The sequence below is a fragment of the Pontibacillus halophilus JSM 076056 = DSM 19796 genome, assembly GCF_000425205.1.
Lineage (GTDB): Bacteria > Bacillota > Bacilli > Bacillales > BH030062 > Pontibacillus_A > Pontibacillus_A halophilus.
Window position 1 is genome coordinate 42,718 of sequence record NZ_AULI01000010.1, and the last position, 18,752, is coordinate 61,469.

General features: G+C 42.7%; 22 protein-coding genes. 14 read left to right on the forward strand and 8 right to left on the reverse strand.

Annotated features, from left to right (window positions below; translation table 11 throughout):
* Positions 1–48: 48 nt before the first annotated feature.
* Positions 49–579 carry a hypothetical protein gene (locus H513_RS0110950; RefSeq protein WP_026800790.1) on the reverse strand — a complete coding sequence of 177 codons (531 nt, stop codon included), beginning with the start codon at positions 577–579 and terminating at the stop codon, positions 49–51.
* Between the two features lie 137 nt (positions 580–716).
* Here H513_RS0110950 and H513_RS21910 point away from each other — a divergent pair, with 137 nt between their 5' ends.
* From H513_RS21910 to H513_RS0110980, 6 genes are all read left to right on the forward strand, one after another.
* Positions 717–959, forward strand: coding sequence for a hypothetical protein (locus H513_RS21910; RefSeq protein ID WP_036770039.1), 243 nt, complete (start codon positions 717–719; stop codon positions 957–959).
* A gap of 157 nt (positions 960–1,116) precedes the next feature.
* Positions 1,117–1,308, forward strand: a complete 192-nt coding sequence (locus H513_RS0110960; protein ID WP_026800791.1) for a hypothetical protein — start codon at positions 1,117–1,119, stop codon at positions 1,306–1,308.
* Positions 1,309–1,504: 196 nt separating this feature from the next.
* On the forward strand, positions 1,505–2,239 hold the full coding sequence (locus H513_RS0110965) for an IclR family transcriptional regulator (RefSeq protein WP_036770035.1): 735 nt from the start codon (positions 1,505–1,507) through the stop codon (positions 2,237–2,239).
* 23 nt (positions 2,240–2,262) lie between these two features.
* Positions 2,263–3,450: an MFS transporter gene (locus H513_RS0110970; RefSeq protein WP_036770032.1), complete on the forward strand. Its 1,188-nt coding sequence runs from the start codon at positions 2,263–2,265 to the stop codon at positions 3,448–3,450.
* Positions 3,451–3,463: 13 nt separating this feature from the next.
* On the forward strand, positions 3,464–3,925 hold the full coding sequence (locus H513_RS0110975; protein ID WP_231572111.1) for a heme-binding protein: 462 nt from the start codon (positions 3,464–3,466) through the stop codon (positions 3,923–3,925).
* Between the two features lie 220 nt (positions 3,926–4,145).
* Positions 4,146–5,192, forward strand: coding sequence for a M14 family metallopeptidase (locus H513_RS0110980; protein WP_036770026.1), 1,047 nt, complete (start codon positions 4,146–4,148; stop codon positions 5,190–5,192).
* A 166-nt stretch (positions 5,193–5,358) separates the two neighbouring features.
* Here H513_RS0110980 and H513_RS20080 read toward each other — a convergent pair whose 3' ends face one another.
* Positions 5,359–5,865 (reverse strand): SRPBCC family protein, encoded by a 507-nt coding sequence (locus H513_RS20080; protein ID WP_051239907.1) that lies wholly within the window; start codon positions 5,863–5,865, stop codon positions 5,359–5,361.
* A gap of 111 nt (positions 5,866–5,976) precedes the next feature.
* Here H513_RS20080 and H513_RS20085 point away from each other — a divergent pair, with 111 nt between their 5' ends.
* The 6 genes from H513_RS20085 (at position 5,977) to H513_RS0111015 (ending at position 11,550) form a co-directional block, all read left to right on the forward strand.
* Positions 5,977–6,447, forward strand: a complete 471-nt coding sequence (locus H513_RS20085; RefSeq protein ID WP_036770023.1) for a VOC family protein — start codon at positions 5,977–5,979, stop codon at positions 6,445–6,447.
* Positions 6,447–7,004: a DJ-1/PfpI family protein gene (locus tag H513_RS0110995; RefSeq protein WP_026800796.1), complete on the forward strand. Its 558-nt coding sequence runs from the start codon at positions 6,447–6,449 to the stop codon at positions 7,002–7,004. Before H513_RS20085 ends, H513_RS0110995 begins: the two co-directional genes overlap by 1 nt.
* Before the next feature lie 54 nt (positions 7,005–7,058).
* Positions 7,059–7,748 (forward strand): response regulator transcription factor, encoded by a 690-nt coding sequence (locus tag H513_RS0111000; protein ID WP_026800797.1) that lies wholly within the window; start codon positions 7,059–7,061, stop codon positions 7,746–7,748.
* The gene (locus tag H513_RS0111005) at positions 7,745–8,749 is read left to right on the forward strand and encodes a sensor histidine kinase (RefSeq protein ID WP_026800798.1); all 1,005 of its coding nucleotides are present in this window, start codon (positions 7,745–7,747) and stop codon (positions 8,747–8,749) included. The genes H513_RS0111000 and H513_RS0111005 overlap by 4 nt, the downstream gene beginning before the upstream one ends.
* A 103-nt stretch (positions 8,750–8,852) precedes the next feature.
* Positions 8,853–9,614 carry an ABC transporter ATP-binding protein gene (locus tag H513_RS0111010; protein WP_026800799.1) on the forward strand — a complete coding sequence of 254 codons (762 nt, stop codon included), beginning with the start codon at positions 8,853–8,855 and terminating at the stop codon, positions 9,612–9,614.
* Entirely contained in the window at positions 9,604–11,550 is a 1,947-nt protein-coding gene (locus tag H513_RS0111015; protein WP_026800800.1) for an ABC transporter permease, read from the forward strand. The genes H513_RS0111010 and H513_RS0111015 overlap by 11 nt, the downstream gene beginning before the upstream one ends.
* 44 nt (positions 11,551–11,594) lie before the next feature.
* On the opposite strand, the gene H513_RS0111020 is transcribed toward H513_RS0111015, so the two are convergent.
* The 3 genes from H513_RS0111020 to H513_RS0111030 form a co-directional block, all read right to left on the reverse strand.
* Positions 11,595–13,136 carry a BCCT family transporter gene (locus tag H513_RS0111020; RefSeq protein ID WP_026800801.1) on the reverse strand — a complete coding sequence of 514 codons (1,542 nt, stop codon included), beginning with the start codon at positions 13,134–13,136 and terminating at the stop codon, positions 11,595–11,597.
* A gap of 256 nt (positions 13,137–13,392) precedes the next feature.
* Positions 13,393–14,355 (reverse strand): sensor histidine kinase, encoded by a 963-nt coding sequence (locus H513_RS0111025; protein WP_081658263.1) that lies wholly within the window; start codon positions 14,353–14,355, stop codon positions 13,393–13,395.
* 11 nt (positions 14,356–14,366) lie between these two features.
* Complete coding sequence (locus tag H513_RS0111030; protein ID WP_026800803.1) at positions 14,367–15,068, reverse strand: LytR/AlgR family response regulator transcription factor; 702 nt, start codon at positions 15,066–15,068, stop codon at positions 14,367–14,369.
* A gap of 163 nt (positions 15,069–15,231) precedes the next feature.
* Between H513_RS0111030 and H513_RS0111035 the strand changes: the two genes are divergently transcribed.
* The gene (locus H513_RS0111035; RefSeq protein ID WP_026800804.1) at positions 15,232–15,975 is read left to right on the forward strand and encodes an ABC transporter ATP-binding protein; all 744 of its coding nucleotides are present in this window, start codon (positions 15,232–15,234) and stop codon (positions 15,973–15,975) included.
* Complete coding sequence (locus tag H513_RS0111040; RefSeq protein ID WP_026800805.1) at positions 15,972–17,150, forward strand: ABC transporter permease; 1,179 nt, start codon at positions 15,972–15,974, stop codon at positions 17,148–17,150. Before H513_RS0111035 ends, H513_RS0111040 begins: the two co-directional genes overlap by 4 nt.
* A 76-nt stretch (positions 17,151–17,226) precedes the next feature.
* Here H513_RS0111040 and H513_RS0111045 read toward each other — a convergent pair whose 3' ends face one another.
* From H513_RS0111045 to H513_RS0111055, 3 genes are all read right to left on the reverse strand, one after another.
* On the reverse strand, positions 17,227–17,718 hold the full coding sequence (locus tag H513_RS0111045) for a DUF456 domain-containing protein (protein ID WP_026800806.1): 492 nt from the start codon (positions 17,716–17,718) through the stop codon (positions 17,227–17,229).
* Between the two features lie 62 nt (positions 17,719–17,780).
* Positions 17,781–17,963, reverse strand: a complete 183-nt coding sequence (locus tag H513_RS0111050; RefSeq protein WP_026800807.1) for a hypothetical protein — start codon at positions 17,961–17,963, stop codon at positions 17,781–17,783.
* A gap of 11 nt (positions 17,964–17,974) precedes the next feature.
* On the reverse strand, positions 17,975–18,742 hold the full coding sequence (locus tag H513_RS0111055; protein ID WP_026800808.1) for an SDR family oxidoreductase: 768 nt from the start codon (positions 18,740–18,742) through the stop codon (positions 17,975–17,977).
* Between the last annotated feature and the right edge of the window lie 10 nt (positions 18,743–18,752).

The following is an 18,752-nucleotide window of genomic DNA, read 5'->3' on the forward strand; positions in this document are numbered from 1 at the left end:
CAAGTCATATAACGAGACTATACCATTACTTTCTTCAGGAGACTACCTTTAACGATTTGGATGAACTCTACGAACATACCCCTCCACAGAACGTCGATCAATTCGCTCTTCGTGTACATGCCAAAGACGTATCGTTCCGTACAAAGAAACGAGTAGCGCACAAATGCCAATCAAAGGAACCGATTGAGCAGCATATGAAAACTGCATTGCTGCCATTCCTAAATAGATTACGAAGAACATCATACAATGGATAACACTAACTACCACCTTGCTTTCATAACGGATTCGTCTTCCGAAGTGACGTCTATTTAGGATTGGAAGCCATATGAGACTAGCAAATAAGGAAGCCAGTGCAATAAAGAAGCCTCTTCCGACCCCTGTTGTCATGAATACAAATAAGAACGAAACGTAAAACAAGCTTGATGCCCACCGTTTACAACACAAGTGAAACAGAACACGTAGTTGAAATGGAAGCAAATCGGGCATCCCCCGAAGTATCAACCTCATGACAAGCGGGAGTACAACATACCAAAGAATACTGACTCCAATCGCCCATCCCCACTGAAACTCTACACTCACCTATGCCACTTCCCTCCCCCGTTTAATAGTCCTCTTTTACCCTTGTCCTTCCTATCTTATACGTCACTTCCTATAAAGAGGGAGCAACTTTCAGATAGGCACATACAATGAACTACGATTGAAAGGGGGATTTCGGCATGTATCCAATCTTAGCTGGAAACAAGAGTGTTTCAAGGGGGCAAACGTTTAGACAAGAGCGCTTCTTTGGTGGATATGGATTTCGACCATTCGGATTTCCGTTTTTTGGCTTCCCATTTTTCGGAGGTCTCGTTGGAGGGTTACTAGGGGCATCTTTATTTAGTCCGTTTCTATGGAGTGGGTTTTACTCTCCTTATTATCCATTTGGTGGACTCGGTTATGGAGGATTCGGATTTTATTAATATCTTTTTCTTGCATGAATCGAGCTTACAATTTAGGATTGTTCCGTCAGCGTTTCAACGGCTACGAGATGTTCGTACACGAATAAGCATTAAAGTTGTACCGTTGAATCATCTGATATATGATAGCGAAGAACTATTTTGAAGGGGAGGGTTTCGCATGAAAACCATCTTTACCTACTATGTCAACATCTTGTGGATCTTAAACGCTCTCTTACTTGTCACCGCCACTTTCGGATATGTATCATGGTTCGCTCCCTTAGCCATCTTAATTTATACGTTTGTTGTCTTACGCGTGAAGACAAACATCTTTAAATATGAATGCAGAAATGCGGAACCTCACCCATGCTAGGGTGAGGTTCTTTTTTTAACTAACCGTTTTTCATTTGAGTATAAACAACATATGTAACTGAAGATAAAGGTGTTCACATCGGCTGAACGCCTTTATTTTTGTTTAATGGTTTCATATATCGAAACACCTACTTCTTTTTTTGAAATTCATTTACGAACGATATACGATTACGAATGTGCAAAGGGGGCACACACTCATGAGTCAATATGAAGTTTCAACGTTGAAAAAAGGTTTACTCATCCTCGACGCGCTAATGGAGCACGGTGAGATGACGATGAGCGAAGTGATGCATCACATGAAGTTAAATAAAACGACGGCGTTTCGCATGCTCTACACCCTGGAGCATATGGGTTACATCCATAAGAAAGGCCATTCGTATCAGGTCTCAACGAAGCTTGGGACATATAAGCAGTCACACCAATTACTTGTAGATTGGTCGTCTGTTCCGCCGTTATACGAGCTCAGTCATGAGCTTGGTGAGACGATGTATATCGGAATCTTAGACGGAACAGATGTTGTGACAACTCAGGTCGTTGATGGGACGCATGCCATGCGGATTCATTCTCAAGTAGGAGATCGAGACCCAGCGCATGGCAGCGCCCTCGGAAAAGCCATTGTTGCTTTCTTTGACGAGCGTAAGCAACGAAATTATTTGCAACAGCTCAAATGGGAGAAGCGTACCGAGAATACGTTCGACGATGAGCAACTGTTCTTGTATCACTTAAAGGCAATCCGTAACCAAGGGTTTGCTGTAGATGATGAAGAGACAGAAATAGGATTACGATGCATTGCCGCTCCAATTTACCATAATGGTGAAGTTGTAGCAGCCGTTGCACTATCCGGTCCAGCAAGTCGAATCCCAAAGCAACAAGACACGTATCACAGTAAGAAAATTAGAGCCTGTAGCGCTCAGATTTCAACATTATTGTAGCGATGGAACAGGAGGAGACACCTATGAACAACTTATCATCTAAAGCCATCATTGGCCTTCTATCATTAGCCATAAGTGCCTTCGCCATCGGGACGACGGAATTCGTGATTGTCGGACTCCTTCAAACCGTTGCAGTGGACCTCGACATTACCGTAACGAAAGCAGGGTCACTTATCTCCGGCTACGCCGCAGCGATTGCCATTGGGACGCCCATTGTCACAACGATGACAGGAAAGCTTCCTAAAAAAGGGTTACTTCTTACGTTTATGTCCATTTTCATTATCGGAAACATCCTATCTGGACTTTCCACAACGTATGAACTGCTCATGATTTCAAGAATTATTACGGCAGTTGCACATGGCGTATTCTTTGCGATTGCAGCAACAGTTGCAGCAGAGCTTGTACCAAAGGATAAACAAGCATCAGCCATTTCAATTATGTTCACTGGACTAACCGTAGCGACGATTATTGGTGTGCCATTTGGTACCTTTATCGGACAAGCTGTTGGTTGGAGAGCTACGTTCTATTCCGTAGCCGCCCTTGGACTGATTGGGTTACTTGCGAACATATGGGCAGTCGATCGGATTAAACGACCTGCTGAATCCCCTACTCTTGGTGATGTCGGTAGACTTATTGCGAATCCAAGGATTGTACTTGCACTCCTTATGACTGCATTCGGTTTCGGTGGGACGTTCGCATTATTCACCTATCTGTCCCCGATTCTTGAGAACGTAAGCGGATTTTCTGAGAGCGCAATCTCTTGGATGCTATTGCTTTACGGAGTTGCCGTTGCCATCGGGAACATCGTAGGTGGCAAGATTAGTAACAACCATCCCGTTAAGGCGCTACGCTATGTATTCTTTATTCAAATCTTTGTGTTGTTGCTACAAATGGTACTCTTACCTAGCCAAGCATTAAGTTATCTATCCGTCTTCATCCTTGGATTGTTTGCCTTTATGCTAACTCCCGGCGTACAGTCCTACATTCTCATGCTGGCTGAGAAGCTTGTACCAAAGGCTAAAGAAGTAGCATCAGCGATGAATATCGCTGCGTTTAACATCGGGATTGCCGGAGGTTCCGCCATTGGTGGATTTGTCGTGGATTATATGGATTACATGGATACAGCCTGGATTGGAGCGATTATGGTCGTGGTTGCCCTATTACTCGCCGTAATCAACTATCGACTCGACAAGAAACAAAATTTATTCTAAAGGAGAAATGACCATGAATACAGAACAACTTCTACAACTTGAAGAGGAACTTGTCTTTAACCAATTCACAAATGAAGATGCTTTGCAACTTGGGATAGAACTGATTAATTATGCGAAAGAGAACGGAAAGTCCGTTGCAGTACACGTTGAGAAGAACCATCTTCCGTTATTCACTCACCTTATGGACGGCACATCAGAAGAGAATATCAAGTGGTTATATCGTAAGAAAAATGTAGTGGATCATTACAACCACAGCACTCAATTTATCGCGGCTCGCTTTGAAGAGATGGGTACGACGCACAATGAGAGCTCCCTACTTCCTGTTAATGATTATCAAGCTGTTGGTGGCTCCCTTCCTATTAATATTAAAGGTGTTGGAAATATTGGCTCTGTAACAGTTGCCGGTCTGACCCCTCAGATGGACCACGATTATTGTGTTGCAGGCGTTAAACGCTTCTTAGGTACGGGCGAATAAGGAGTAAGAGTGAACGAGCATGCACCTGAACATCTTTGATGCATGCTCGTCTTTCATTTACATAGAATCGTATCTTCTAAAGTTTCCGAACCAATCAGGACTTATGTCTGATTGGTTTGTTTCATTCTAGTGACTTCTTCCTGTTTAAGGGAATTTATAAAGGACTCTTGGAGATTATGTCGAAACATGTGACAGAAGGAAGTACTTTTATTCAGGGAGGATGGTTATTTTGACAAAAGCTTGGAAAGTAGTCGTATCAGGGATTATGGTGGGGTCCACTCTATTGGCTGCCCCTATACAAGATGCTCATGCTGCAAATGGACCAAACTATCAGGGAAATGAAACCATTAAGAATGAACGTCTTCACTCTTATGAGGAGATGGTCAACTTCCTTGAACAGGTTGAACAACGCTCTCAACACATGGAGCTTGAAGTATATGGTCAATCCGTCAAAGAACGTGATTTATACTTAGCAAAGTTCATCCAAGATGAATCTAACCCTACGATTCTATTTCTAACTCAGCAACACGGGAATGAAACACTTACAACAGAAGCTGCTTTGAACGTCATTAAAAAGTTGAGTTCAAATGGCAAACCTGTACGAGAAATCTTAGACAACGTTAACGTGCTGATTGCCCCTCGCCTCAATGTCGATGGAGCTGAAGGCGATGTCAACTTCTCATTAGAAGACTACGTATCGGGTACACATACTAGATATAACGCAAATGGAGTAGATTTGAATCGTGACCACATTGACCGTGAGCAACCTGAAACGAAGGCGTTACACGAGAATATTCTTCAAGTCTACAAACCTGATTACATGATTGACCTACACCACCAAGGGACACAGGTTACATTAGGTGAAGATGGACCGCTCGTATCTGGATCTATCCTTTACCCAACGAATGACCAAGTCCCTGAAGATGTGTTGCAAGGTTCCAAGCAACTCGGTTCTGTCTTATATGGAGCTATTGAAGCTAAAGGGTATGGAATCCTATCTAAATATCCTGGTGGCACCGCGAACACCATTTCACGAAATGGATTAGCAAATGAATACGGCATCTCCACCCTCTTGTTTGAAATGAGAGGAATGGCAGACCATTATAGAGAAGACTATGTGTTAGGTCAGAAGAGCAACGGCAAGCTTATTCAACAAGGAGTTACAGGCATGATGGCTGTACTAGAATCCATTGCGGATGACAGCATTTATGAAGCAGATGTTTCATTCTGGGATGATTTGACGGAAAGTTATTATCAAGGAGAGTAATCACAGGTAAAGCCATGGGTATATGCTCCATGGCTTCTTTACATATTGCTCTTATGTGGAAGGTGCTTATTGTCCACTTGTACGAACTGATTTCTACTTTACGAGGCTACACTTCGCTGGTGATATTCCTTTCCAATCACTCACTCGACGCCACGCTAGATGATGATTAATCCACATTCATCATATCTCCCATTGGCTGCCCCGTCTCAAGATAGCTCTTTAAATTGCTTAAGATTGCCGGCCATCCATTGTTGACCCCTTCAAACGTATCATCTCGGTCGACAAAGTAATGCGGTTGTAAGTCTTTATGAATCACAATCAACTTAGTCGCCTCAGCATAAGGCTGCAAAGTAAAGATAACTCTTGTTGGTGGATCGTCACTTTCCGGTGATGACCAAGTAATTTCTAATCGTTTCGAAGGTTCAAGCTCCACAATCTCCCCCTCTATGTCGGTCGAACCATCTTTCTTAACATATTTAATGGAAGAACCAATCTCCCAATCGGATTGCACCTTTCTGCCAAAGAAATAATATTGAGTACTCTCTCCAGTAGTGATTGCATCCCACACGACATCCGTTTCTTTATTTATGTAAATCGTGTAATCATAAGTTAAATCCCCCACTCCAATCTCCTCCTTTAAATACTTTTCAACCCACTCTTTACTTCTATCCATTGAAGGTTTTCTCCTTCCTCCAAACCACAAAACCAGTTAGCCAAAAAAGGAAAGTGCTGGTAGACTTGGGACAGAGGGACAGGTTTATTGTCCCAAAGGGGGGAATGGTTGATGATTAAAGGATTATATGAAGCTCATTTACCTGTAAAGGATCGAAAAAAAGCGCTTGCTTTTTATGAAGGGTTAGGATTACCACTAGCTTTTGAAGGGCATCGAGTGACATTCGTTTGGATAGAGAAAGGAAAGAGTTGGCTCGGTTTATGGGATTCTGATGAAGTCAACTTACCCTATCATCCTTCCATTCGACATATCGCCTTCCAAGTCGATAAAGATGATTTACGCCGCTCACAAGAATGGCTTGACGAACTTGGTATAGAAGTAAAAACTACGTTCGGCGTTTCACCAGAAGACCAACCTCTCGTCCTATCCAATTTACCACATGGACATGGTGCAATTTATTTCGATGACCCAGACGGCAACTCATTAGAACTCATTCCCCCTCTAGAACTAGACACATATGAAGAAAGAGAGATTATCCCATTTGAGGAATGGGACAGAGCAACACAAAGGGGGAATGGTTGATGAGAGCATTGTGCTTACTATACGACGGTTACATAGAGTGGGAGATTAGCCCACTCACTTATATGCTACAAGTAACAGACGTAGACGTTGATACAACTGGAGTACAGAAGGAAGTTAAGAATTGTGGAGGATTTCGTGTTCAGACTGATTATCTCCTTCATGAATGTGATGCAGATGCTTATGATTTATTGCTTATACCAGGAGGCGAGCCTGATTCGCTTTATTCCGAAGCATCTTTAACGACGCTCATTCAACATTTCCATGATCAGAGAAAGACGATTGCAGCCATTTGTGGCGGCACCTTGTTATTGGGTGCAAGTGCTATCATGGAGAATCATACATATTCCACCTCTGTTGAACCGGAAGACCTCGTTGGAATTTTGGAACCAGCTCATAGAAGTCTTGCGGATGTTACCGTGTCAGATGGCATCATCACAGCAGAAGGAAATGCCTATATTGAATTTGCAGTCGCTGTAATGAAGCACTTGAATTTGTTTAAAGACCGCGAAGATGAACTAGAGACCGTTTTATTCTTTAAGAACCAGCTTCGGGGGTAGATGCGGGACAAAGGGACACTTTACCTGTCCCCCCGTCCCATGGAGGTGTGTGATTTGTTTAGGTTATTGTTGGTTGAGGATGATCATTCTTTGTTTACAGAGGTGCAGGAGAGGTTGTCACAATGGAACTATGAGGTGCATGGGGTTCAGGATTTCCATGATGTGATGACGGACTTTACCACCGTCAATCCGGATCTTGTCATTATTGATATACAGTTGCCAAAGTTCGATGGGTTTCACTGGTGTCGACTAATTCGGGAGCATTCGAACGTGCCAATTCTCTTCCTTTCTTCAAGAGACCATCCGACAGATATGGTCATGTCTATGAACCTTGGGGCAGATGATTATATTCAGAAGCCTTTTCATTTTGAGGTGCTCGTGGCAAAGGTGCAAGCGGTTCTTCGAAGAGCGTACAACTACACGCAGGATACAAATGAGATTAAATCGTGGGCCGGTGCTACGATTGACTGGGATCGAAACCGCGTATCGAACGAATACGGTTCGATTGAGCTTACAAAGAATGAGATATTCATCCTCCAACTCCTTGTAGAACAGAAGAACAAAATTGTCAGTCGTGATTCCTTGATTAGAAGGTTATGGGAAGATGAGCGGTTCGTAAGTGACAATACACTTACTGTCAATGTAAATCGGTTGAGAAAGAAACTGGGGGACCTGAAGTTAGGCGAGCAGCTTCAGACAAAGGTCGGACAAGGTTATGTCTTAGTAGAGGGTTCGAACGTATGATTGCTACTTTTCTAAGAGAACGTCTAAGTTGGATTCTTCTACTAGTGTCCTTTCAATTGCTGGCTATCCTCCTAGCTTTTGTCGACAGCACTGTCCCAATCACAAGTGTGCTTTACTATGTACTGCTCACAAGCACCTTGTTTCTTCTATTTCTTGTCATTCGATACATAAACGAAATGCAATTCTACAAGAAATTAAGTATACGTAACCACGATTTCGATATTGGAACAATCCCAAAGGGTGAAAGTCCCCTTGAAGAGCTTGTCGAGGAACATTTGACTACGCAAGTGGAACAATTGCGACATGAAGCGTTTCGTCATCAACAGCAACTTGAAGAAGAGCAGGATGAACTCGTAGCGTGGATTCATGAAGTGAAAACTCCCTTGTCCGCAATTCGACTCATTATGGATAAAGTGAATCACGAAGAAACACAATCACAGCTGTATTATGAATGGCTTCGAATCCATCACTTACTCGACCAACAGCTCTATCAGAAGCGGCTCCCCTTTATGCAAAATGATTTGTATATGGAGAAAGTTTCGCTTCGGGAGTTGGTTGTGACTGAACTGCGCTCCCTCCAATCCTGGTGTATGCAGAAAGGGATTGGATTTGAGCTTCAACTACATGGACAACATGTGTTGAGTGATGCAAAGTGGCTTGCCTTTATTCTAAGACAACTCCTCACCAATGCGATTAAATACAGTCAGAATCAAGACATTCACCTTACGTCTTATGAGAAAGATGGTCAAATTGCGCTTTCTATTTCGGACAAAGGGCGCGGTATCGAGAAGCAAGACCTCCCTCGTATCTTTGACAAAGGGTTTACCTCCACATCTGTACACAATGACCGCTCTTCCACGGGCATGGGGCTCTATTTAGCGAAGCGAATTGCGGACAATCTAAGGATTCGTGTAACCGTAAATTCCATTTATGGGGAAGGGTCTACCTTCACACTCTTCTTCCCGAATCAGAATGACATAGACCATGTTCGAAGCATGTGACAGAAATGTCACGTGCTTCCTGTATTTTGTTAGGGAAATCAAACGAATTTCATATCCTCACACCTTACAATAAACGTAACATAACCGTTTAGGAGGTAAATTCATGAGCATCTTACAAGCACAGAAGCTGTACAAAAGCTATGGAAACAAATTTACGAAGCAAGAAGTGTTACGAGGAATTGACCTTTCCATTGAAGAAGGAGAATTTATAAGCATCATGGGCGCATCAGGTTCTGGTAAAACAACGCTGTTAAACGTCCTCTCATCTATTGATAAAGTAAGTAGAGGAAGCATTGTGATTAACGGAAAGGAACTCACAACCCAAAAGGAAAAGCAACTAGCTGAATTTCGAAAGCATCACCTCGGCTTTATCTTCCAAGAGTACAACCTACTCGATACGTTGACCGTGAAAGAGAACATCCTCCTCCCACTGTCTATTACGAAAGTGAGCAAAAAGGAAGCCAACGAACGCTTCGACACCATTGCAGGAGATTTAGGTATTAAAGAAATTCAACACAAATACCCTAACGAAATCTCAGGCGGACAGAAGCAACGAACTTCTTCAGCTAGGGCGTTCATTCATCAGCCAAGCATTATATTTGCAGATGAACCAACCGGAGCTCTTGATTCTAAATCCGCTTCTGATTTACTCCATAAATTAAGCGATTTGAACAAGAAGCATCACGCTACGATTGTAATGGTTACACATGACCCGGCTGCGGCGAGCTATAGCAATCGCGTTGTCTTCATTCAAGACGGGTCAGTCTATACGCAGCTGAATAAAGGGAACCAGACGAGAAATGCCTTCTTGAAGGATATTATGAGAACTCAAGGTGTTTTAAGTGGGGTGCAGTATGAGCATTAACTCACTTATTCTAAAGAATTTAAGAAAGAATCTTCGTCACTATTACTTATACGTATTTGCACTGATCTTTAGCGTTGCCCTCTATTTCTCCTTCGTCACACTTCAGTTTGATCCACAGATTGACAGTGAGACTGGGAGCGTTAAAGGAGAAGCTGGCATTCGAGTAGCCTCTTATCTCCTATTGGCCATTGTTGGTGTTTTCTTGCTCTATGCCAACTCCATTTTCGTTAAGCGGCGAAGTCGAGAAATTGGTCTCTTCCAACTTGTGGGTATGACGAAAGGACGCGTATTTCGCATTGTTAGCTTCGAGAACTTGATTCTTTACTGTGGTTCCTTCCTCTTAGGAGTAGGAATTGGATTTACGGTTTCGAAACTTACGAAGATGATTCTGTTCAAAGTGACAGGAGTAAGTGGGATAGCACAGCTCAATTTCTCAGTGGATGCGCTCCTCCAATCCCTACTCGTATTCGCTGTATTGTATGTTCTTATCAGTATCATGAATGCTGTATTTATAAAGCGCCACAACATCCTCTCCCTCTTTAGAGTGGTCTCCTCGACAGAAACAAAAGTAGGTCGGATTACAGTATGGGAGATTATTATGGGAGTTCTAGGGTTCTTGCTCATCCTTTCTGGTTATTACGTATCCTCCACCCTGTTTAGTGGGTCTCTCGGCTCCATAAACACACTCTTTCTTAAGATGATGTACACATTAGCATCTGTTATTGTAGGTACGTATTTCTTCTACAAAGGGTCCGTACGGTTTATTACGAACTTACTACGGAAGCGTAAGGGTGGATATTTAAATGTGAATGAGGTTCTTTCCCTTTCATCCATTATGTTTCGAATGAAATCAAATGCATTCGTCCTCACGATTATTACGACTGTTTCTGCACTTGCAATTGGGTTATTAAGCCTGAGTTATATCTCGTATTATTCGACGGAAACAAATGCAAAGGAACGAATTCCGTTCGACTTCGCTATGACAACAAATGAAACCACAAATGAATTCAAAGCAGCTCTCGACGAAGAAGGAATTCAATACGAAGAGATTAATAGAGAGATTGTTATGGCAAATGTGAAGGTAGAGGACATTTTAGCTGAGGATTATGAGGAAGGTTCTTTTAACCCCAATGAGATGACGATCTCAATCATTAGTGAAGCTACCGTAGATGGAATCGATGTAGCGGTAGATGAGATGTATTTCTCAGGGTATAGTGACCTGTTAGCCAATGTCATTCGAATGAATGAACAGGGTACAGTCTCCCTACAAACAAAAGAAGATTCGTACGATATGAGTTATTTGGGGATGAAGGAAGATTCCTATGTGACTTGGACATTTAACATGGGTGGCTTGCCAACAGGAATTGTCGATGAAGAACAGTTCGCAGCTCTTCAACAAGAGCAAGACCCAACTCTTCAGAAGGAATCATCCTTTCTCGTAGGAATGAATCTCATCCACTCAAACGACAAGGAGAAGGCTCTATCCCTCTTTAGAGATCTTGGTTACAGGCAGAATGACAACGCCTATTCCCAAGAAGATCATAAACAACTGCTGCGTCAAGCCTTTGGACTATCGATGTTTATCGTTGGCTATCTTGGACTCGCCTTTCTCACAACATCAGGCTGCATCCTCTATTTCAAGCAAATGGGTGAAGGTGAAGAAGAACAGCCAAACTATGTGATTCTAAGGAAACTCGGATACACCCAACGCGATCTCCTACGTGGCATTCGAGGCAAGCAACTATTCAGCTTTGGAATCCCACTGTTGGTGGGTTTAATTCACAGCTACTTTGCAGTGAAATCAGGATGGTTTTACTTCGGGACGGAGTTATGGGCGCCCATGGTCATCGTGATGATTGTCTACACCCTACTCTACTCTGGCTTTGGAGCCTTATCTGTGTTGTACTACAAGAAACTTATACGCCACTCCTTATAAAGAAAAGGGACGCGGGGACAGGTTCATTGTCCCCGCGTCCTTTATTACGTGCTCGACACTTTTTCTCTTGCGTTAGCACTTCGTTTCTTAGAATGTGGCTTCTTAGTTTGAGCTAGTTCTCGACTAGCGGCTTTGTAGAAAGAACCGCACATAAGCAAGACAACAACGGAAAACGGGAGCGCGGATATGATAAGTAAATTCTGTAACCCTTGTGTGCCTCCAAAGTAAACAATAATACCTGCCATGGAAGACAGCATAATGCCCCACACAATCTTAACGAAGCTAGAAGGCTCGATGGAACCTGATGAACTTAGCATTCCGAGTACAAACGTCGCTGAATCTGCAGATGTGATAAAGAAAATAGCAATGACGATAATTGTAATGAAAGACATGATGGTACCGAGAGGATAATATTCAAGCATCCCAAATGTTGCGGTCTCTAACGCATACTGAGAGATTTGCGCAATTCCGTTTTGTTCTAGGTTTATAGCTGATACTCCGAATACAGCAAAGAAGATAAAGCAAATAATGGAAGGAACAAGTAAGACGCCTAGCATAAATTCTCTTAACGTACGTCCTCTAGAGATACGAGCTATAAAGATCCCCACAAACGGAGACCACGATATCCACCATGCCCAGTAAAAGATTGTCCAACTATTAATCCATGACCGATTCTCTTCGTTAAGAGGTGCAATTCGAAAACTCATATCAAAGAAATTCGTAATATAGTTACCTAGCGTATTTGTAAACATATTTAAGATATATAGCGTTGGCCCTGCAATGAATAGCATAATCAACAGAACAAAACCCAATCCCATATTAATGTTGGACAAGTATTTAATCCCTTTATGTACGCCAGAGTAGGCTGAGATGATGAATAGCACAGTTGAAATGAATAGAACAAGTAATTGTACAGTAAATGTAGCCGGAGTATTGAACACGAACGACAAACCTTCGTTTATTTGAGCAGAACCGAAACCGAGTGTTGCAGCGACTCCAAATACAGTTGCTACAATGGCCAATGTATCAATCAACTTACCTGGTAGCCCCTGCATGGCCCTCTCCCCAAAAATAGGAGTCAATGTTGCACTTACTAGTCCAGGATAACCCTTATGGAATTTGAAGTAAGCTAAGACCAGGGCGACAATTCCATATACCGCCCATGCGGAAACTCCCCAATGGAAGAAAGAATACTGCATGGATTCTTTAATCGCCATATCGCTTCCTAACGGCGCATTAGGCGACTGTTTAAATGCGTGGGATATTGGTTCAGAAGTTGTCCAGAACACCATTCCCATACCCATGCCAGCGCTAAATAACATGGCGAACCAAGTTGGCAAATTGAATTCGGGACGTTCTCCTTCTTTCCCAAGTCGAATCTTTCCAAAGCGGGAAAACGTAATAAACACGCAAAAGAAAAAGATTAGCACAAATAAAATCAAATAATACCAACCAAATTTATCCGATATAAAAGTAGTTGCAGTACTCGACCACGTTTCCAATTGGTTTGGTGCCACGGCTCCAATTAAGACAAACAAGGCACAGATGGTAACTGAATACCAAAACACAACTGATACATTCCTCATCGTTACACCTCTTATGTAAAATTGATTACTTCACTTCCACAACAGCAAGCAACCTTTTTCTTACATACCACTAATTGGAATAATGTAAACCGATTTCATGAAAACCAATTATTTTCTTATAATATTATTTCCCTACAATTTAAAGGTAACATCATTCATTTAAAACTATCTCACTATCATAACCAGAAGGGACGGAGGGACAGGTTCGTTGTCCCCGCATGAAATGCGGACAATGAACCTGTCCCTCCGTCCCACCTCATACAACTAACGGTAGCTTAATTTTCAGTGTGAATGTGTTTTGTTTATGGGTGAAATCCAAATGGCCATTGTTCTCTTTAATAAGATCAGCAATAATAGAAGCGCCTACTCCCCTCCCGCGAGTACCTTTCGTAGAATACCCAGGAGTCTTATAAAGATGGTCTAACACTTCTGCAGGAATGGATTCCGTGTCATTGGAGACAGTTAGAATCGAGAATGCACTCTTCCGTTGAAGAGAGAGTGTGACTGATGCTGAATTGTCCTTTCTCTTATACGCTTCTGCCGCTTCAAATGCATTACGAAGGACATTCTCCATAAGTTGGGTGACATGCGTTTGGTCCTGCAGGATGGAGGCTAGTGGATAATGCAATGCTAAAGAAAATGTAAGATCAGACGCGTTCGCTCGCCTTTCATAGGTTTGAAGAAGCCCCGCCGTTAGTGCCGTTTCCCCTGACACAGTTCGACTAACATCCTCATAGGATTGACTCAACCGCCCTACATACTCGGATGCTTCATTAAATCGCTTCTCCTCCAACAAATGCTCTAAACTAGCGATGTGCTTTACGTAATCATGGCGTTCTTTACGCAGCTCCCAGAACGTGTGATCTAAATCGTTTAGCTGTCTCTCTAACGAAGCGTGACGGGCTTCCATTACCCGTCGTCTTTCAATGAGGACTTCACTCCATGCATACAAACACAAAGAACTCACTATGATAAGCAAATCCATAAGCGTGTGATTGGCCACATATCCGAGAACCCAAACCAGCATTATCCCCCACAGAACGTACGCGTTCTTTATGTCGACTGGCACCCTTCTAACACGCTTTCGTCTATCTAACAGAAAGGCAACCAGAACGCCTGCCATTCCTCCATATACATACGGGAGCCATTGACTTATGTACATCGCTACATGAAGCCCAAGCAATACATTTGGCACCACATGTGTTCTTCTCTCCTTCATTCACTCACAACCTAAAAGTAATAATTTTGAATATAGTCCAGTTGACTTTTCGTGATTAGCGCTGATTCTTGAATCCCTTCAAAAATGACTGTATAGGAATTCTTCGCATAAAGTGAAAAGCTCTTCACGTAATGAATGTTAATAATAAACGACCGATGAGAGCGGATGAAATCTCGTTCTCTCAGTTCCCCTTCCAATTCATTAAGCGTTTGATAGGTCGTTACAGGCCCTTTAACTGTGTAAATGGTTGAAGACCGTCCTGTTCGTTCAATAAATTGAATTTCTTTCTTTGGAACAATATGAATCTCTGACTTTTGTTTAATGAACAGATTCCCTTTCATTTCTCCTGACCGATTCTTTTCTCGGTATCGTTCTAGAGATTGGATCAGCCGTTCCTTGCGATAGGGCTTCATAATGTAATCATGAACATTTAGCTCAAAGGCATGAACGGCATACCCACTATGTGCCGTCACAAAGATCACGTGTATGTCTAAAGCATGTGTATGGATAAGATCTGCCAATTCATAACCTGACAGTTCGGGCATTTCAATATCAGCAATGAGTAAATCAAGCGGATGTTCTTTCACAAATTCATAGGCTTCCTTCGCTGATGTGCTTGAAAACACAATCTCCATATCTTCCTGTTGTTGAATGATACTCAAGACTTTCTCTAAGTCTAGCTCTCGATCATCAACAATGCCTACTGTAATCAAGAATGTCTGCCTCCCCTTCCCCTTCTCTATCGACCATTGTATCATTTTCCCATCGTAGGAAGGACGCTTCACGACATAAAATGGCATTTTTGCGACATGTTAGGTGTAACCTCCTCCTAATTTCGGTAAGCTTATAGCAGACATAAACGGGAGGGGAATTGCGATGATTGAAATCAATGAAGTAACAAAGACATTTCCACATAAGAAGAAGCCCATTACGGCTTTGAACCATGTAAATTTGACGGTTAAAGAAGGTCAGGTTGTTGGGTTACTTGGGGAGAATGGAGCGGGTAAAACGACGCTGTTACGCGCCATTGCAACCATGTTAACGCCGACGAGCGGTCAAATTCTCGTAGGAGGTCACGATACCGTTAGACACGCGAGACACGTTAAACAACTCATCGGTGTTCTGTTCGGCGGTGAGACTGGATTATATGACCGCTTAACCGCAAGAGAGAATTTAACCTACTTCGGAACGCTCTATGGTCTCTCAAAACACGAGACAAAGGTAGCAATCGATGAACTGACAACACGCTTCGGAATGAAAGATTACTTAGACCGGCGAGTTGGCAACTTCTCCAAAGGAATGCGTCAGAAGGTCGCCATTGCTCGTACGCTCATTCATGACCCTGCTATCATTCTTCTTGATGAGCCAACAACTGGGCTTGATATTACGTCGAGTAACGTATTTAGAGAATTGATTCTTCAATTAAAGAAGCAGGGAAAGACCTTACTCTTCTCCAGTCACATCATGGAAGAAGTTCAGGCTTTATGCGATTCTGTTGTAATGATGCATAAAGGGCAAGTGGTTTATGAAGGGCAGCTAGAAGTTCTTTACCATCATGAAGACTCAGAGGATTTAAATTATATCTTTATGTCTAAACTCGCCAGGGGGCATTCAGCATGATGTGGCGTATGTATGTAAAGGAAATAACAGACGCTTTGAGAGACCGAAGAACACTAGTCTTAACCTTTCTCATCCCTATCTTCACCATGTCTGCACTTGTCCTCTTTTATGAAAGTATGATCTCAGACAACTCGGATGAGACGTATCAGGTCGCTGTTCTCAAATCTGAAATGAAAGAGATGGAACAAGTATTTGCAGGGGTTGACCAAGTTGAGCTTTCGAAAGTTAATGATGTTGGAGACATCCGTACTGGGGTTGAAGAAGGAGAGTATAAGTTAGGCATTATCACTTCCGGCTTCTCTATTGACTCACTGGCGGAAGAAGGGATTCAGGAGATTACGTTACACGGAGACTCGACAAGCACGGATACGTCCACACTCATGTCGCTCGTTGAGAATCAGTTCAACGTATTAGAGCAGCAATACGTCGAAGAACGACTTACGTCAAATGGAGTAAATTCCTCTGTGTTAGAAGCGATTGTAGTGAATGCAGAAAGTGTGGAATATAACAGCGACAACTTGACCGCTACATTGATGCTCGCTTACTTGCTGCCAATGCTCGTCTCTATATCGGTTGCGACAGGCGCAATGCCTATATCTGCAGACATTATTGCTGGAGAAAAGGAGCGTAAGACGCTAGAAGCTTTACTTATGACGCCTGTCAGTCGTAGTAAAGTGTTAATTTCAAAATGGTTAACCGTTTCTACAATCGGCTTTCTAGCTGGCGTTACCTCGCTAACCATCGTTGTGGTAGAAACGTTCTTCTTCACGGACAACTTGCAAGAAGCTTTAACCTTCGAGGATAACCTTGGCTTCATCATTCTCTCCTTCGTGTTACTAGCCATTGGCTTTGGTATGTTTATTGGTGCGATCTTAATCGTTATCAGCATCCTATCTAAAACGGTTAAAGAAATGAATAGTTATGCGAGCCCAGTCATTATGATTACCGTTGCGCCTACTTTCTTCCTCATGTCAAGAGGAGCTAATGAAGTTGCAACGATCGACTTTGTTGTACCATTTATGAGCATCTACATGATCTTGAAAGAGCTACTCTTAGGAATTACAGATTTCACCCACATCGGATTAGCACTCGGAAGTACGTTACTTTACGGAATCATCATTATCTTTATTGGTCGTGTGCTGTTCCATAAAGACCGTTGGGTGGTATCGAGTTAGAAAGAGACAGGGGGACAGGTTTATTGTCCCCGCATGAAATGCGGGACAATAAACCTGTCCCCCTGTCCCACATCAATTAGATAAACGAAAAGACAACTGCGCCTACGAATAGAAGAATAATCAACGTTTGAATAATAAACTTGGCAAGGGTGCCTCCTAGGAATCCGAGCAACGCACCTACTGATGCACGCCAGGCTTGCTGAAGGTCTTGTTCTTGCACCATTTCTACGATAAAGACAAAGAGAAACGGAAGAATGATGACGCCAAATGGCGGAATGACGAAAGAGCCAATAATGACTCCAATAGCGGCGACGCGCTCTCCCCATTTACTTCCTCCATATTGCTTCACCATTTTACTATTTACGATAATATCCGCTACAAATAGAATGAGGGTTAATACGATGGCGGTAATCCAGAACCAGACAGATAGATTCGATGAATTGATTCCAAAGTGATACAGGAGTATGCTTCCCCACAAAAAGAGCGGGCTTGGCAAAATAGGGAAGATTAATCCCACATAACTGACAATAAAACTTGCAACAATTAAAACCCAAAACAATAATTCCATAGGTCCTCCTCTTTCAATCCTTTTTCAACTATACTTCCATACGTTTCGTTAGAACGAACGTTTCATGTTTGTTTCCCTTTATCCTTCTCCATTAATCGTTTAACATGGTCCTTCGGTTCCCAACAGTTGAATTTCCAAGTTGGGTTTGTTTCATACCCGAGTCTAGCGCACATTCGTACCGTGCGTTCTTTCGATTTACGCACTTCAAAGTGAATGCACGTGGCACAGCAATGAAAATCCCTCATAGCATCCCTCCTTAACTTCTCTGATAGCCTCCTTCTGAATGGAGTACTTGTCCTGTAATCCAACTTGACTCTGGTCGAACTAGAAATCCAACTAAACGAGCTGCATCAGCTGGCTCCCCGACCCTGCCCATTGCGAACTTTAACTGTAGATGCTCTTTCATCTCTTCTGTCATCCAGCCCGTATCCGTGGGACCTGGGTTGATGGCATTGACGGTACAACCGAAATGGGCTACCTCGATTGATAAAGATGAAGTAAATGCAGAGACTGCCCCTTTCGTAGCTGCATATGCGAGATGGTTCGGCATTGGTCCCTGGTCTTGACCTGATGTAAAGTTGATGATTCGGCCATCCCTCAATTCCTTCTCCTTCAAGAACTTCGCAAACTCACAACTTAACAAAAACGTGCTTCTCATATTAACTTCGTAATGCCGGTCAAGCATTGCGGCGGTTAATGATTCGTAATTTGTCTCAATGGATACAGTGGCATTATTAATAAGGATGGTGGGTTCCCCCATCTCTGTTGCCTCAGTAAGGATGGAAGCATAAGCGTCCGGGTGTGATAAGTCTACTTCTATCCCTTTACTAACGACTCCATAACTACACAACTCCGTCTGAAACCTAGTCGACCATGCTTCCTCTGATTGCCCATACACTTCATGATCATAAGAACCCCAGTAGGTGAATAGTAGATGTATCCCTTCTTGAGCAAGTTCTCTGCAAACAGCAGCTCCTATCCCCTCAGAACGCCCCACTCCTGTTACGATGGCTAACTTTGACACAAATTTCCCT